Source organism: Sorangium sp. So ce176, assembly GCF_051519835.1.
Classification (GTDB): domain Bacteria; phylum Myxococcota_A; class Polyangia; order Polyangiales; family Polyangiaceae; genus Sorangium; species Sorangium cellulosum_G.
The window spans coordinates 5,969,483-5,985,682 of record NZ_CP150371.1 but is presented as its reverse complement, the minus strand read 5'-3'; the positions used below and the strand labels follow the sequence as shown (position 1 = coordinate 5,985,682).

Below are 16,200 nucleotides of genomic sequence, written 5' to 3'. Positions count from 1 at the left end.
AGTCGCCTCGGCCGCAAGGCGATCCGTCATCGGGCGGGCGCGGCGGAAGTAATTGTCCCGAGGAGCCCGCTGGCCGCGCGCGATCGTGCGGAGGGCGCTCTCCAGCGGGCCTCGCCAGCGATCTCCCGCCGCGGCCCTGCCTCCGGCATCGCTTGACCGGCGCCCTGCGTCCGGTCGAAAGTGCCGGCGTGCAGCGGCCATTCACCGCGCTTCTGGTCGCGCTCGCCGGCTTCGCCGTGCCGGCCGGCGCCCCGCTCGCCCAGCCGGCGCAGGGCGCGTCTGCGCCGGCGCGCGCGCCCGCACCGGCGCAGCCCACCGCGCCTGTCGCTCCGCGCGGCGCGCAGCTCGCGCCGCCGGCGCAGGCGGCCGCGCCGTCGTCGTCGCATGCGCCGCTGCCGTCCGCGCAGCCCGCGCCCGCGCCGTCGTCGTCGCATGCGCCGCTGCCGTCCGCGCAGCCCGTGCCCGCGCCGTCGCCCGCGCTGCCGTCGTCGCAGGTCGCGCCCGCGCCTGCCACCGAGCAGGCCGATCCGGCGTCGTCGCATGTCGCGCCTGTCCCCGAGCGAGCCGAGCCGCCGCCCGAGCCGCCCGAGGTGCACGCGCCGCGTCCGCCGGTGCAGCCGCCGCTCGTGCAGGTCCCGCCGCCGCCCGCGACGCCAGCGCCGCCGCGCGCGCAGGTCGTGCTGGCGCCCGCGCCGCCAGCCTCGGCCGATGACCAGGGCGAGCCGCGCGCTGCCGAGCCGCCGCCGCCGCCGCTGGCCGAGCAGCCCGAGGCGCGCGTCGAGCTGCTCGGCCGGACGGTCTTCGCCGTCCGCGTGCACCGGGGCAACCTCTCTCCCCCGGAGCGGGCCCGCGAGGCCGCGAAGGTGCTGGAGCGCGCCGCCCAGGAGAAGAAGGTCCCCGACGTCCGCATCGCCGAGCAGGCGGGCGTGGCGGTCGTCTACGTCGGCGAGAGCCCGCTCATCCACCTCGGGCCCGAGGACGCCGCCGCCGCGGGCGCCGCGACGGTCACCGTCCACGCCGCCTCGATCGCCGCCACGGTGCGCGACGTCCTCGCCAAGGAGCACAGCAGGAGCCGCATCGCGACGAGCGTCTTCTCGTTCTCGCTGCTCGTCTTCTCGGGGCTCATCGCGCTGCTCCTGCTCCGCAAGGTAGGCGAGCTCGTCGCGCGGGCGCGCGCCTGGGTCGCCGAGCACCCGGAGCGGCTCCCGGCGCTGCGCGTCCGCGGCATCGAGATGCTCCGGCCCGCCGCGTCCCAGGGCGCGCTCTCGGTCGCGCTCGGCGTCGCGGGCGCCCTCGTCCGGGTGGGCATCGCCTACATCTGGATCCTGTTCGCGCTCTCGCTGTTCGCGTCCACGCGCGACTACAGCGAGAAGCTCACCGGCTTCGTGCTCGCGCCGATGTCGGAGCTCATGGGGCGCATCGCGCGGAGCGTCCCGGTGCTCCTGCTCGCGATCGTCGCGACGCTCGCGCTCCTCGTCCTCACCCGGTTCGTGGGGCTGTTCTTCGGGAGCGTCAGCCGGGGCGAGACGTCGCTCGGGTGGCTCCCCTCCGATCTGGCGATCGCCACCGGCGTCCTCGTCCGCTTCGGCATCCTCGTGGCCGCGCTGCTCCTCGCGGCGCCGCTCATCACCGGCACCGACGAGGGGGCGCTCACGCGCGTCGGCTTCGTCGTGCTCGCGTCGGCGGCGCTCGCCAGCACGCCGCTCATCGCCTCGGCGGCCGTCGGCCTCTCGGTGATCTACGGGCGGCGCCTGCGCATCGGCGACATCGCCGACGTGGGGGGCCGGTCCGGGCGGGTCCGTGAGCTGACGCTGATCGAGGCGCGCCTCGAGGACGAGGACGGCTGCGTCGTGCGCGTGCCCCACCTGCTCAGCCTGTTCCACCCGACGCGCATCCGCGGCCGGCCGCCGCTCGTGACCGTCGAGATCAGCGTCGACCCCTCGACCGATCTCGAGCGCGTGCGGGAGCTCCTGCTCAGGACGGCCTCAGGCCTCGGCAGCCGCGCGCGCGCCGCGCTCGTCGCGATCGACGAGGGGGGCGCGCACTTCCGGGCCACGATGGCCTGCGACGGCGACGACGTGCGCGGCCGCTGGCTCACCGCCGTGGCGCAGGCCCTCGCCGCCGCGGGCATCCCGCTCGGGCGGGCGCCGGCGTCTTCCGGCGGCGCGCGGCGCAGCGCGCCTGTCGATCGGGGCGCCGCCTCGTGAACGCCATCTGGCTCCTGATGGGGCTGCTCGTGCTGTCGTACCTCGGCAGCTCGCTCGTCGGCGGTCGCGTGCTCCGGGGCATCGGCCTCCCTTCCGGCGCCGAGTACGTGGTGCTCGGCTTCGTCGTGGGTCCCTCGGCGCTCGGGCTGCTCGAGCCCTCGTCGCTCGCCGCGTTCGAGCCGGTGGCGGGCGTCGCGCTCGGCTGGCTCGCGCTGGTCGTCGGCCTCGATTTCGGCTTCGTCGGCAACCGCCGCGTCCGCCCCTCCCGCATGGCGCTCGGCGTGCTGATGAGCATCGCGACCGGCTGCGCTGTGGCGGCGGCGGTCTGGTTCGCGGCGGCGCGCGGCGCGCCGTCGCTGGAGAGCGGCGAGCGGGTGCTGCTCGCCGCGGGCGTGGGCGCCGTCTCCGCCGAGACGACGCGGCACGCCGTGCTCTGGGTGACGCAGCGCTACGGCGCGAGCGGCAAGCTCTCGGATCTCATCGCCGACATCGCCGACTGCGACGACCTCGGGCCGCTGCTCATGATGGGCGGCGCCTTCGCCCTCGTCCCGCAGGCGACGGCGCACTGGCCGCTCCCGTTCTGGGGGTGGACGATCGTGACGGCGCTCATCGGCGTGGTGCTCGGCCTCATCGCGGTCGTGCTGCTCGGCACCGATTTCCGCCTGATCCAGAGCTGGGGCGTGCTGCTCGGCTCCTCGCTGTTGACGATCGGCACGAGCGCCCGGGTCGGCCTGTCGCCGCTCCTCGCGACGTTCGCGATGGGCGTGACCATCGCCGCGGTCTCCCGGCATCGCGAGGAGATCGTCGCCATGGTCGCGCCGACCGAGCGGCCGGTCATCCTGCCGGCGCTGCTGCTCGCGGGCGCGCACGTGAACCCGAAGGCGGCGCCGTTCCTGCCCTGGATCGTGGCGATCGCGCTCGTGGTGCGGGCCCTGGGCAAGGTCGCGACCGGCCTCGTCTTCCGCGCCGCGTCGCCCGACGCGCGCGAGGCGTCGCCGTGGCTCGGCCTCGGGCTGCTCTCGTCCGGCGCGGTGGCGATGAGCGTCGGCCTCGCCTTCGCGCTGCGCTTCCCGGGCCCGGTCGGTCACACAGTCCTCTTCGCCGCGGCGGCGGCGGCCGTCTTCGGCGAGTTCGTCGGGCCGCAGGCGCTGCGCGCCGCACTCCGCAAGGCCGGCGAGCTCGCCGCGCCCGAGCGCGAGTCGCTCTTCTTCGGCCGCGCGCTGGCCCATGTCCAGGCCGCGTCGACGCCGACGGCGACGCCGAGGCCGAGCGATCGCCCATCCCCGGCGGGGAAGGTGGACGGGTGAGCGGGCCGGCATGCAGCGGGGCGGCGCGTCGCCCCGCTGACGGCAGGCGCGGGAGGCGCGCCTCGGTCGACGGGCGCGACGCGCGCCACGCGCCCGCGAGGGCGGTCTTCGGGATGTCCGGGCGCGCGCAACAGGGTTACAAGACGCGCGTGCGACCGACGAAGGAAGCGTCACCGTGAGCGCCGCAGCACTCCCTGACGCCGGGCCGCCCGCGTCTGTCGCGCCCGTCGAGCCCGCCGCGCCGCCCGCCGGCCGCCACCACGGGTCTGCCCCCAAGGGGCCGCTGAACCACCTCACGCACGCTGTCGCGCTGGTGATCCTGTTCGGGGTGCTCTACGCGACCACGCGCGCGGTCCCCCACGAGCAAGGCCCCGCGGGGGCAATCGCCTCGATCGGGTTCCTCCTGCTCGCGGGCACGCTCGCGAGCGAGCTCGTCGAGCCGCTCCGCCTGCCGCACCTCTCGGGATACATCCTCGCGGGCATCATCGCCGGGCCGCACGTCCTCAAGCTCGTCGATCACCATGCCGTCGAGGAGATCTCGCGGGTCAACGCGCTGGCGCTGGCGCTCATCGCGCTCGCGGGCGGCGCCGAGCTCCGGCTCGAGATGGTCAAGAAGAGCCTGAAGAGCCTCCTCTTGCACAACGTCGTCCAGACGGTGCTCGTCTTCGTGGCGCTGACGGGCGTCTTCTACGCGGCGCGCTCGCTCGTCCCGTTCGCGGCCGAGCTCTCGAGCACCGCGGCGTTCGGCGTGGCCGTCCTCTGGGGCGTCATCGCGGTCACCCGCAGCCCTTCGGCCGTGCTGGGCATCCTCTCCCAGACGCGCGCGACAGGGCCCGTCGCGATGAACACGCTCGCGTTCGTCATGACGTCGGACATCATCGTCATCGTCGTGACGGCGATCGCGCTCTCCACGGTGCGGCCGCTCATCGAGCCGGGCACGACGATGTCCATGCACGAGATCGAGCTCCTCGGCCGCGAGATCCTCGGGAGCATCTCGATCGGCACGACGCTCGGCCTCGCGCTCGCGGCCTACATGCGGCTCATCGGCCGGCAGCTCATCCTCGTGTTCGTGGCGCTCGGCTTCGGCGCCACCGAGGTGCTCCGCTACCTCCGCTTCGACGCGCTGCTCGTCTTCGTTGTCGCCGGCTTCGTCGTCGCGAACCTGTCGCAGCAGGGCGAGAAGCTGGTGCACGCCGTCGAGGACGCCGCGAGCGTCGTGTTCGTCCTCTTCTTCGCGACCGCCGGCGCGCACCTCGACCTGCCGTTGCTCAAGACGATGTGGCCGGTCGCGCTGCTCTTCGGCGCGTCGCGCGCCGTCGTGACCTTCGTCGCGAGCCGCATCGGCAGCCGCCTCGCGGACGACCCGCCGGTGCTGCGCAAGTACGCCTGGTGCGGCCTCATCTCGCAGGCCGGCCTCACGCTCGGCATCAGCATGACGATCGAGCGCGCGTTCCCGTCGATCGGCGCCGGCTTCGGCGCGCTCGTCATCGGTTGCGTCGCGCTGAACGAGGTGTTCGGCCCGATCCTCTTCAAGTACGCGCTCGACCGCACCGGCGAGACGGCGGTCGAGGCCTCGCGCGGCTCGCTGCCGAACATCGGGCACCGCGGGTGAGCCGCGGCCTGATCACGGCGTGAACCGCAGCGAGTAGCTCACCACGGTGGGGCCTCGCCGCGGCTTCTGGAAGTCGATCCGCTCGAAGACGCCGACCACGCAGCGCGTGAACGCCTCGCCCTTGAGCGCGGTCCGGGGCTTGCGCACCTCGGCCTTGCCGCCGTCCTTCTCGATGCGCAGGTCGATCCCGAAGTCTCCGCCCTTCGTCGGGTCCTCCGCGAGCGCGAAGCAGCGGCGGAACTCGTCGAAGTGCGGCGCGATCGAGCGCTTGATCGGCTCCTTCGTGTAGTCGTCGTGCGGCCCGCCGCCGATGTGCATCCCGATGTTCGCGACCTTCACCTTCGGGAGCGGCCCGGCGTCGGCGGGGGCTGCGGCGGGCGCCGCCGGATCGGCCGCGGCGCTCGCGGCGGGCGCCGCCGGATCGGCCGCGGCGCTCGCGGCGGGCGCGGCGGCGGAGCTGGCGGCGCTCGCGGAGGCGGCGGCCGCCGGCGCAGCGGGCGGCGATGGCGCGGCGCTCGCTGGCGCGGCCGGAGCCGCCTCCGCCTGCGGCGCGGCGCTGCCCTCGGTCGGGGGCGTGGCGCGGGATGAGCAGCCTGCTGCCGCGAGGGCGAAGGTGAGGGGAGCGGAGAGCGCGACGAGGAACGGGGCGGGACGGCGCATGATTGGCGCGCGAATCTACTGCGCCTCGCGCCGCTCCAGGAAGCGTGGACGGCGTTGCCCCGCACGATGTCCCCGGCGCGCCCGGCGCGCGAGCCCCGCGCCGGTCGCCTCGCGCTCCGTCTACGGCGCTGTCGCGCCCCGGCGCTTCCGGACGGCGTCGTTGTGCTCGTCGAGGCTCTCGCTGAACCGGTGGCGGCCCCCGCCTGCCGCCACGAAATAGAGGTATCTCGTCGCCGCGGGCGCCAGCACGGCCGCGATCGACGGCGCCCCCGGGTTCGCGATCGGACCGGGCGGCAGCCCCGGGTGCGCGTAGGTGCTGTAGCGGTTCCTCGGATCCCGCACCACGGCGGGCGTCGGCTTGCCGCCCGACTCGGCGCACGACGGCGCGTCCTCGGGCCAGGCGACGCAGCCGTAGAGCGCCGTCGCGTCGGACTGCAGCCGCCGCGATCGGAAGGTCGGATCGAGCAGCCGGTTCAGGAAGACGCTCGCGATGAGCGGCCGCTCCTCCTCGACGACCGCCTCCTTCTCGACGATGGAGGCGAGCGTGAGCACCTCGCGGCGCCCCCACCCGAGCGTCGCCTGCAGCGCGGCGAGCCCGTCCTTGCTCTGCGCCGCGAGGACGCCCCAGCGCCGGTCGGACTCGGCGACAAGGCGCCGCGCGACGTCGCGCGCGTCGGAGTCCAGCGCGAACTCGTACGTCGCGGGGAACAGGTACCCCTCCGCGCTCTCCGCCCCCACGGCGCCGCCGCGCTCGATGCCGAGCGCGTCGAGGAACGCGCCGTCGGCGGTCGCGGCGAGGAACGTCTTCTTGCCGGCGACGCGCAGCTTCTCCAGCCGGGCCGCGACGTCGAAGCGGTTCCATCCCTCGGGGATCGTGACCTTCGCCGTCGGCCGCCCCTCCGCGCGCGTGAGCATCTGCCGGAGCTCCCGCGGCGTCGCGCCCTCGAAGAGCAGGTGCGGGCCCGGCACGAACCCCTCGGTGCCGCCCGTCGCGCGCAGGTAGAGCGCCATCGCGCGCTCGCTCTCCACGAGCCCCTCGGCCGCGAGGAGCGCCGCCGCCTCGCCCGCGTCGAGCCCGTCCGGCCAGTTGATCTCCACGACGCGCCCCCGATCCGGGACCCTCGTGCGCCCGAAGCCGAGCACCAGCGCGAGGAGCGCCGCGCCCGTCAGCGCGATCGCGCCCGCGAGCCCGAGGAGGAGCGCCCGCACGCGCCGCGCGCGAGCCTGGGTCGGGCGCCGCGACGCCGGCGTGCGCTGCCCCGCGCCACGCGCGCGCCGCGCGGGGGTGGTCTTCCGGGTCGACGACGGGGGCTCGCGCGGCGGCGACCCCTGCGCGCCGTCGCCACCCGTCCGGCGGTTTCCCGGCCGGCTCGCCCTCGAACGAACACCCACCGCCGGGAGTCAAAACCCGAAAGCCGGACCCGTGTCAACGCCCCGCGCCGCCGGTCAGCGCGCCAGCTGGGCGGCGTCCACCTCGTTGCGCTTGACCGCGGCCTTGCCCTCGCGGGACTGCGTCGCCGCGGGCGCGGGCGCGGGGGCCGCCGGGGCCGCCGCGAAGCCGCCGGCCTTCGCGGGGCCGGCGGCGACCGGCGGCGGCGTGGCGAACGCCGGCGGCGCGGAGAAATCCGTGTTGGCCCGCTCCAGCGCGGCGAGCTGGCTCTCGAAGTCGACCGCCACGTCCTTCGCGCGGCTCGCCGGGGCGCTGCGCTTCGCCTTGTCGGCCGCGCTCCGCAGCGACCGCTGCTGCGCGTCGAGCTTGCTGCGCGCCTCGTCGAGGCGCCCCTGCTCGAACAGAAAGTTCGCCTGCTTCAGCGTCGCCGCCGTCTCGCTGCGCTGCACGCGGCCCGCGACAAGCGCGTCGAGCTCGCTCGCGTCGGCGTCGCGGTCCGCGATCGCGACCCCCAGCTTGCCCTGGCAGCGGGCGTCGGTCCCCGCGACGAGGTCGCGGTACGCGAGGCCGACGTCGGCGATGGCTGCCGCGCCGCCCTGCTCGCCCGCGAGCCCGCCGAGGCGCACCTTGAGCAGGACCGTCTTCACCTCCCCCGACGCGAACGCGCCGAGCGGCACGACGACCTGGCCGCCGGCCCTCCGGAACGGGCGATCGAACACCCGATCGAGCTCCACGCCCGGCGCGAGATCGATCGCGAGCTCCGCGCCGTTCGCCACGGACGCGGTGAGCTGCTCCGCCTCCGCCTCGAAGATGCGCGCGAGCGCGGCGTCGTTCTCGACGAAGTAGTGCCGGCCGTTCGAGTCCAGCGCGATCGCCGACAGGATCTTCTCATTGTAGTCCACGTCGACCCCGATGGTCGTGATGCTCACGCCGCGATCGCGCGCCCGCTGCGCCATCGCGCGGAAGCCCTGGATGTCGCGCACCCCGTGGTTGGCGTCGCCGTCGCTGAGGACGAGCATCCGGTTCACCCCGCCGCCCGTCTGGCCGAGCAGCGCGAGGCCCTCCTCGATGCCGCAGGAGATGCATGTGTCGCCCCCGAGCGAGATGCCGCGGACGCGCGCGAGGATGCCGCCGCGCGTGGCGGGCCCGACGGTCGTGGGCGGCACGACCACGCTCGTCCTCGTGTCGAACGTGACAACCGACACGACGTCGCCGTCGTTCAGGCGGCTCACGGCGGTCGTCGCCGCCTGGACGGCGTTCGCGAGGCGGGTGCCCTTCATCGATCCGGAGCGATCGATGACCAGCGACAGGTTTCCCTGCGCCTGCGACCTCGCGGGCGCCCCGTCGCCGCGGACCTCGAACATCAGGAACGTCTCCCGCGCCGCGCGGGGGAGGCGGGCGTGGCCGACGCGCCCTTCCAGCATCAGCCTCGACCCGGTGGTGAAGCGGCTCGCGTCGGCCGCCGCCGCCACGGCGCCGCCCGCGACCTCCGGGACCACGCGGGGCAGCTCGGCGACCACGTCGCTGGCCGACGCGGCGCTGCGGCCCCCGGACGGCACCAGCGAGTACACCGAGATGCTCGTGAGCATCATGCCGAGGGCGGAGAACAGGGCGACATGGGTCGGCTTCATGGCTCCTCCAGAGAACGGCCCGGGCCCGTCGATCTTACGACCGATGTTACGACCGATCGCCACGACCGATCGTGGCACGGGCTCACGGCGTGGGGACCGCGGGCGTGGTTTCTTGTACGTCGTCGGGCCTCGAACGATCTGACGGCTCCGCGATCGGCCGGACGCCGGCGGCGCGGAGGGCGCTCCAGGGCGGGATGCTCCCGATCAGGACGAGCACGGCGTCGCACGGGTGCGCCCGCGTCCCCGCCGGCGAGGAGAGGGTCGCCGCGAGCGCGCCGCCCGGAACGGCGGCGAGCGCGGTCACGTCGGTCTCGAGCTGGAGCGAGAGGCGGGATGCGGCCGCAAGTCGGCGTACTTCCTCGATATTTCGCGTCTTTCCGCGGCGGAACCCGCTGCCCCGGTACACGACGGTGACCTCGGTGCCCGGCTGGCGCGCCAGCGCGATGGCGGCCTCCATGGCGACGTCGCCGAGCCCGACGATGAGCACCCGGCTGCCCGCGAGGCTCCTGGCGTCGGCGAGGTGGTAGTACACGCGGCCCTCCACCTCGGCGGACAGCTCGAACGGAAGCCGGCGCGGCGACCCGCGCTGGCCGAGGGCGAGCAGCACGCGTCGTGCGCGGCGCTCGGCGCGCGGCCCGCCCTCGCGCGGCTCGGTGACGACGACGAAGCCGGCCTCGGCCTGCCTTTCGGCGCGCGCGCCCGCGTCGGACGATCGCTTGCCTGCGTCTGTCGATCGCGCGCCCGCGTGCGCCCCGCGCTCGACCGACACCATCCGGGTGTCCTGCACGATGGGGAGCCGCTCCTTGCGCACGATGCGGAGCCAGTGGGAGAGGAGCTCCTCCTTGGTCGACTCCTTGAGCCACAGCTTCCCGGTGACCGGCAGGTCGAGCGGCTGATCGAACACGAGCTTGCCGCGCGGGAAGCTCTGGATGCTCTGCGCCACGCTGCCCTGCTCGATCACCTCGAACGAGAGGCCGAGCTCCCTGGCGCGCAGCGCGGCGCTGATTCCGGCGGGGCCTGCGCCCACGATGATCAGATCGAGCGCCTGACCGCCCGCGCCGCCCGGGCCGGCCCGCCGCAGGTCCTCCGCGATGCGCGTCACCGCGTGCGCCCCCTGGTGGATGGCGTTCTTGATGAGCGGGAGTCCGGTGACGTCGCCGGCGAGGTACAGGCCCGGCACGTCGAGGCTCCCGAGGTCGTCGTCGAGGCGCGGCCGGTCGGCGATGGGCGCGCCGTCCTCGATGGTGAGCGACCCGTTGGGGCAGCGCTGCTCGCACAGCGTGAGGCCGCAGCACGCCTCGGGGCGGGCCACGACCGCGACGTACCGCTCGACGGCGAGCACGTCGTACGGGCACGCGTCGACGCACGCGTAGCAGCCGAGGCAGGTGGTCGTGTCGATCCGGGGCAGGCGCACGCGCGCCGCGGGCCGCAGCATCGCCTCGGGCGCCGCGCGGTCCACGCCGTCGCGCGCGCGCTCACGCGCATCGCGCGCGCGCCGCTCGCGCAGCGCACGGCCGCCGCGGGCGCCCGCGAACGCCAGCGCGGCGGCGGCCAGGCCCGCGCCCATCCAGAGCAGCGCGCGCGCGGCGTACGTGCGCCCGCCCGCGGCGCCGGCCGCGCCCGTCACGACCGGCAAGGCCGCGGCCGCGTCGCGCGCCGCGTCCCACGCGAGGGCGCGGTCCTCGGTGTGCTGGCCGCTGCAGACGCCGCCGCTCGCGCCGCCGCGGCCCGGCGCCGCGTCCGCGGGGAGGGCAGGGCGGTGCTCGTCGAAGCAGGTGATCGGGCGGGCGTCGCCGAGCGGCGCCTGCGCCGCGACGAGGCAGCGCGCGACCGGGTCGCGCGGCGCGGCGAGGTCGTGGCACGGCGCGCAGCTCCCCGCGGCGACGATCGCGACCGTGGCCGGCTGGCTCGGGCGGAAGGCGGTCCGCGGGAGCTCCACCTCGGCGCCCGGCGCGAAGCGCAAAGGCGGCCTCGCGGGGTCGAAGACGACGCCCTGGTCTGCGCGGTGGATGGGGTGGCACGTGGCGCAGCTCAGCGCGCCGCTCGCGAGCAGCGCCCCGTGGCTCCTGCGGGTCGATCCGTGGGCGCCGTGGCACCCCGTGCAGGCCTGGTCCATCGAGCGCGCGGCGCTCCGATCCCCCCGCGCCGCGGCGGGCTGCGGTGCTGCCGAGAGCCCGCGCGCCGCGGCGGGCGCCTGCTCCGCGTGGCACGACGCGCACGCGAGCCCCGCGCGCGCGTGGGGGAGCGACAGCGGCCCCGGCGCCGCGTGCCCGCCCGGCGGCGGGAAGAGCAGCGCCGCGGCGCCCGTCGCGACGGCGCCCGCCAGCGCGGCCGGCAGCACGCCCCGGAAGCGGGTCACGTCCGACGTCGACTCGGCGCGGCGCGCGGCGCGCCCCCGGACGACCTCCCGCGGCTGGGCGGCGCGCTGGCGCGGGTCGGAGAGATCGGCGCGGTAGAGCGTCCTCGATGGGTCGGGCGAGCGCGCCGCCCCGGCCGTCTCCGGGTCGCCTCCGGGCGGCGGGAGCGTCGAGCCCCGCCCGCCCGCGGGGCTAGAGGACCGTGACATTCAGTCGATAGAAGAAGGTCGCGTTCGGGACGAGATCCGCGGCCCGGATCCTTACGTGGTAGGTGCCCGCGGCGAGGTCGCTGGCCGAGGCATAGGAGCAATAGCCGACCCCCGTGTCGTCGTCGGCGACGATCACGGTGGCCCCGTCGGTCCCCAGGATCTCGACGTGGCTGTCGAGCAGCCCGTTCATGCACGCGCCCGTGCCGTTGTCGCTCACGTTCACGTGGATCGTCGAGCTCGGCCCCGGCACCTGCACGGCGATCACGTCGACGTCGCCCGCGGGGGCGATCTCCGCGAGCCAGGGGGACGCGTAGGCGTTGGCCTGCGCGGGGGTGCTGTTCGGCTCTGTCTCGTCGAGCTCGAAGCGGCACGTCGGGCTGCACCCGTCGAGCGCAGCCGTGTTGCCGTCATCGCACTGCTCGCCTTCGGTGAGATTGCCGTCCCCGCACGCTTCCTCGACGAGCGTCACCTCGAGGCCATAGGGAAACGTCGGAGGCCCGCCGGACCCCGCCGTGACGCGCACGTAGTAGTCGCCCGCCGCGAGCGACGGCGCCACCGCGCGGGCGCACAGGCCGGTCTCTCCGCGGTCGCGCCGCACGATGGTCGCGCCGCTGTCGTCCAGGATCTCGATGACGCTGTCGAGCCGGTGGTTGAGGCAGTCGTTGCTCGTGACGTCGGTGGTCTCCGCGATGAGGACCGTCGGGCCGCTCGGCACGGTGACGCGCACGACGTCCTGATCGCCCGCCGGATCGATGGAGCCGAAGAACGGCGCGGCGTGGGTGTTGGCCGTGGCCAGGGTGTTGTTGGGCTCGACCTCGGTCGGCTCGATCCGGCAGTCCTCGTCGCAGCCGTCGTCCTCCTCGTCGACGGGGTTGTCGCACGCCTCCGTCGAATCCTGGATGCCGTCCCCGCAGACGGTCTGGCGGCTGCGCACGCTGAGGGCGAACGGCCCCGTCTGGCCCTCGTCCGCTCCGGTGACGACGATGTGGAACGCGTCGCCCTCGCGGACCGGCACGGTGAGCCGGTTGTCGATCCCGGGGCCGACGCTGACGTTGCCGCATGCGACCGTCGTCGCCGCGTCGGCGCAGGCGCCGCGCAGCACGGCCAGGAGCCTGGCGTCCGTCTCCGGGACCAGCACGACGTCGAGCAAGCCCGTCGCGGCCGCGGTGAACGTGTACGCGACGCCCGGGCCGCTCGCCATGCAGCCGCTGTCGATGACCGCGTGGCCGCTCGTGTCGCCGGTCGCGGCCGCGGGGTCCGGGAGCGCCACCGGCGCGGCGCACATGTCCGCGCAGGCCGCCTCGCACGCCGGATCGCCGCAGTCCGCGAGGCCGTCGAGGTCGTTATCCTGGCCGTCCTGGCACGCTTCGGCGCTCGAGCAGCGCGACGCATCGACGGCGCAGGCGGCGCTGCACTGGAGCTCGCCGCCCTCGAACCCGAGGCTCTGGCAGCTCGCGCCCTTGAGATCGGCTTCGTCGCACGCCTCCTCCGCTTCGGCGACGCCGTCCCCGCAGGCGACCGGGGGGGCGCCCCCGCCTCCGCCCTCGCCGCCGCCGCCCTCGCCGCCGCCGCCTTCGCCGCCTCCCCCGGTGCCGCCCGAGGACGACGGGGGCCTCGGCCGCGGCCTGTCGTCGTCGCCGCACGCCGCGATCGTCCCCGCCGCGGCGCAGAGCAGCGCGGCCGCCGTGATGCTGCGCCTCACTCGGAATCCGGACATGAATACGTGATCTCCCAGTCCTGCACCTGGACCCCGCCCCCGCCGGTGCTCGTCGGGTTGAGCGTCATCTGGAGCTCGAGGTACTCCCGTCGCGCGTCGGGGAGCTCCCCGAGCGCGTCGAAGAGATCGATCGCGCACATCGGCATCGAGCTCTCGTCGCACACCTGCGTGTCGGTCGGCACGGCGTGCGCGGTCGCGACGATCGACTCCGACGCCGAGCCGAGATCCGCCGTGTTGTCCGCCGTGCGCATCCGGAACTCGACGCTCGAGTCGCCCGGGGTCGTCGTCCTGTACCTGAGGTACCCCCACTGGGTCTTGGTCCCGGGGGGGCAGACGCCGTGGTACCGCTCCCAGGCGGTGGTGATCGGCGTGAGGCTCGTCGTCACGCACGGCACGATGGCCCGGACCTTCCCGCCCGGGTTCTCGCGGATCGAGGAGCAGGTGGTGGGGCAGAGCTTCACGCTCGTGTTCGTCGCGTCGGCGAAGTACCAGCCGCCGCCGGCGCAGTTGCCCGCCCCGGTCCGGCGGGTGAGCGTGGTCTCGGCGCCGGTGCCGCTCACGTGAACGACGGACACCGACGCCGGGTCCGCGACGCCCGCGAGAGGGACCGTGACGTCGCACGGCAGCGCCTGGCCGCGGATCGAGACGAGCGCGTTGAGGAGGCCGCCCTGGAGCGCCGATCCGGTAGTGAGGTTGTACGCCTGTCCGCCGCCCCGGGCCGCGATGAGGTTGATGATCTCCGCGTTGGAGTTGCCGAACCCCACGGCGTGCACGCGGACGCCGTAGTCCTGGAAGGCGCGGCGCGCCAGCTCCCCGATGTCGTTGGGGACGGTGTTGCAGTGCGACGGGATGCCGTCGGTGACGAGGACGACCGCGACCTCCTCCTCGGGATGGGCGTTCTTGTAGTTGATCGCCCACGTCGTGGCGCCGTCGAGCGCCGGGTGCATCGGCGTGTCGCCGTTGGGGGTCGGGAAGTTGATGAACGCCTGGTCGAGCTTGAGCTCCTGCTGATCCCCCATCGCCGCGGACTCTTCCATCAGCCGGTTGGCGGGGGAGCCATCGAACGGGACGAGCGGCAGCGCGCAGCCGCCGCCGCCCGTGCCCGGGAGGGGGCACCAGTTGTCGTTGCACGGGCCCGGGTTGTCGAGCGGCCAGAACCTGAAGGCGATGCCGAGTCCGGCAGACGCCGGATCCCTGAAGAACGCCTTGAGCGCGTCGGTCGCCGGTGTCCAGCGCGCGGAGCTCGGCGAGCCCATCGAGGTGGATCGATCGAGCGCCACGAACAGGGTCACCGGCCTGATGAGCGACACGCTGGCCGTGGCGATGCAGCCAGGCGACTCGCACATGGCCGATTGATGGATGCTCCCGTTGTTGGCGCACTGGCACTCGGCGACCACGCCGTCGGGGTTGACGATGAGCTCCATGCCGTCGGCGAGGCCGGTGCAGCCGGCCACGCTGATGCACTCGCCCGGGGCGATCGGCTGGGCCGTCGTGCAGGCGACGGCGCCGCCGGTCGGGCTGCACGCGTCCATGATCCGTCCCGGGGCCGAGGAGGGGAGCTGTCCGGCGCCGGCCGGATATCTGTGGATCTCGATGCCCGCGGGGGCGGGGGTGTTGCCGCGGTTGCAGACCGGGATCGTGCCGCCGCAGGGCACGCCGAGCGTCAGGTCCACGCCGGGGCACGCCGGGTTCGTCTCGTTCGGCGCGTAGGACTTGCAGAGGCCCTGCTGCGGGCAGTCCTTGTTGCAGAGGCTCTTCGCGAGCTCCACGCACTGATCGGTCCACTCCGCCGTGCAGCAGCTCGACATGCTCGCGCAGACCGCGCTGACGCATGTGCCGCACTGCGCCGCGTTCAGCGGCGGCCCGGCGTAACACTCGTCGTGCGCGCACGTCGCAGTGGGCGCATCCTCGCAGTCGGCGCCGCAAAGCTCCTCGGCCAGGGCCACGCAGGAGGCGCCCCACGTCGGGGTCGTGGTGGGGCACGTCTTGCCACATTGTGCAGGGACCAGGCCCACGCACGTCGCGTTCCATACGCCCGTGCAACTGCCCGTGAGGGAGTCGCGGGTCGTTCCCGCGGGACACCCGCTGAAGGGCTCGATGCAGACGCCCGGGTCGATGCAGAAGCTGTCCGCTCCCACGAGGGTCAGGCAGTCCGCGTCCGACTCGCAGGTGATCTCGCAGCACTGGGGACGGGCGGCGCAGATGTTCGCGATGCATGGATCACCGCAGGTCGGCGTCATGTTGGTCGCCGGGCCGCTGTATGCATAACAGGCGTCATGCCCGCAGTCCGCCGGTATTACCGTCTGCTTGCAGCAGCTCGGGTTCGCGTCGCAGACCTTCGTGACGCAGCCGCTGCAGCTCGACAGCAGCGCGGAGCCGGTCGCGCACGGACTGTGGCCGCACGCGCCGCGAGCGGGGTTGTCGCAGTACTGGTCGAACTGGCAGTCCTCGGCGGTCGTGCACGGCTGGTGCGTGCCCTGCCGTGCCACGGTCTGGGGCAGCTCGTTGATGTCCCCGACCGACCACGGGTACGTGACGCCGGCCCCCGAGAGGTCGATGGGCCCGCCGTCCGGCAGCTCCTCGAACGACTGGCACGTCGGGTCGCACGGGTTGGTAGAGCACAGGCCCCCGTCGGAAGCCTCGGAGTTGGCGAACGGGCGATACCCGCTCTCGCCGCTCCCCCGCGGCGCCGCCCCGAACGGAGAGCGCCGCATCGTCATCGACCCCTGGCAGCTCCCGTAACGCCCGCCCTCGCAGCGCCGGACGCCGTCCAGGCACGTCAGCACGCCCTCGTGATCACCGACGGTGACGTGACACTCCAGCTCTTCGCCGTCCTCGCACGGGTCGCCTTGGCCCGTGTCGGGGCCCGTCCCCGCGTCGGGCCAGCTCGCCCCGTCGTCGGGCCCCTGAAGGCCGCTGTCGTCTCCGCTGCACGCTCCGGCGACCACCGCCGACGCCGTGAGCAGCGTGACGAGCAGCATCGCTCTCGGCGCCCACGCCTCGGCGGAGCCTGATCGGGAGAGCGCTCCCATCCACTTGGTCGAGGGACCAGCCATCGGCTTCTCTACCTTCCACTGGGGTGCTGACGAGAAAATTGTACCTGGGCGCAG

9 protein-coding genes are annotated in these 16,200 nt (G+C 74.7%); 3 read left to right on the top strand and 6 right to left on the bottom strand.

Annotated features, from left to right (window positions below):
* The first annotated feature begins 188 nt into the window (after positions 1–188).
* The 3 genes from WMF42_RS22345 (at position 189) to WMF42_RS22335 (ending at position 5,126) form a co-directional block, all read left to right on the top strand.
* On the top strand, positions 189–2,207 hold the full coding sequence (locus WMF42_RS22345) for a mechanosensitive ion channel domain-containing protein (protein ID WP_437694155.1): 2,019 nt from the start codon (positions 189–191) through the stop codon (positions 2,205–2,207).
* Positions 2,204–3,514 (top strand): cation:proton antiporter, encoded by a 1,311-nt coding sequence (locus WMF42_RS22340; protein WP_434048733.1) that lies wholly within the window; start codon positions 2,204–2,206, stop codon positions 3,512–3,514. The genes WMF42_RS22345 and WMF42_RS22340 overlap by 4 nt, the downstream gene beginning before the upstream one ends.
* Before the next feature lie 175 nt (positions 3,515–3,689).
* Positions 3,690–5,126, top strand: coding sequence for a cation:proton antiporter (locus WMF42_RS22335; RefSeq protein WP_437694153.1), 1,437 nt, complete (start codon positions 3,690–3,692; stop codon positions 5,124–5,126).
* Positions 5,127–5,138: 12 nt separating this feature from the next.
* On the opposite strand, the gene WMF42_RS22330 is transcribed toward WMF42_RS22335, so the two are convergent.
* From WMF42_RS22330 to WMF42_RS22305, 6 genes are all read right to left on the bottom strand, one after another.
* Positions 5,139–5,786 carry a hypothetical protein gene (locus WMF42_RS22330; RefSeq protein ID WP_437694150.1) on the bottom strand — a complete coding sequence of 216 codons (648 nt, stop codon included), beginning with the start codon at positions 5,784–5,786 and terminating at the stop codon, positions 5,139–5,141.
* Positions 5,787–5,906: 120 nt separating this feature from the next.
* Positions 5,907–6,995, bottom strand: coding sequence for an endolytic transglycosylase MltG (gene mltG, locus WMF42_RS22325; protein WP_063815646.1), 1,089 nt, complete (start codon positions 6,993–6,995; stop codon positions 5,907–5,909).
* A gap of 237 nt (positions 6,996–7,232) precedes the next feature.
* A complete protein-coding gene (locus WMF42_RS22320; RefSeq protein WP_437694148.1) occupies positions 7,233–8,807 on the bottom strand; it encodes a vWA domain-containing protein in 1,575 nt (524 codons plus the stop codon).
* An 82-nt stretch (positions 8,808–8,889) separates the two neighbouring features.
* On the bottom strand, positions 8,890–11,373 hold the full coding sequence (locus WMF42_RS22315) for an NAD(P)-binding domain-containing protein (protein WP_437694146.1): 2,484 nt from the start codon (positions 11,371–11,373) through the stop codon (positions 8,890–8,892).
* Entirely contained in the window at positions 11,357–13,090 is a 1,734-nt protein-coding gene (locus WMF42_RS22310) for a DUF4215 domain-containing protein (RefSeq protein ID WP_437694144.1), read from the bottom strand. The genes WMF42_RS22315 and WMF42_RS22310 overlap by 17 nt, the downstream gene beginning before the upstream one ends.
* On the bottom strand, positions 13,072–16,146 hold the full coding sequence (locus WMF42_RS22305) for a vWA domain-containing protein (RefSeq protein WP_437694142.1): 3,075 nt from the start codon (positions 16,144–16,146) through the stop codon (positions 13,072–13,074). Before WMF42_RS22305 ends, WMF42_RS22310 begins: the two co-directional genes overlap by 19 nt.
* Between the last annotated feature and the right edge of the window lie 54 nt (positions 16,147–16,200).

What these genes read in the sequence shown, in the direction of transcription:
- WMF42_RS22330 (WP_437694150.1), bottom strand. Translation starts at nt 5,786, where the DNA reads ATGCGCCGTCCCGCCCCGTTCCTCGTCGCGCTCTCCGCTCCCCTCACC.
- WMF42_RS22310 (WP_437694144.1), bottom strand. Translation starts at nt 13,090, where the DNA reads ATGTCCGGATTCCGAGTGAGGCGCAGCATCACGGCGGCCGCGCTGCTC.
- WMF42_RS22320 (WP_437694148.1), bottom strand. Translation starts at nt 8,807, where the DNA reads ATGAAGCCGACCCATGTCGCCCTGTTCTCCGCCCTCGGCATGATGCTC.
- WMF42_RS22315 (WP_437694146.1), bottom strand. Translation starts at nt 11,373, where the DNA reads ATGTCACGGTCCTCTAGCCCCGCGGGCGGGCGGGGCTCGACGCTCCCG.
- WMF42_RS22305 (WP_437694142.1), bottom strand. Translation starts at nt 16,146, where the DNA reads ATGGCTGGTCCCTCGACCAAGTGGATGGGAGCGCTCTCCCGATCAGGC.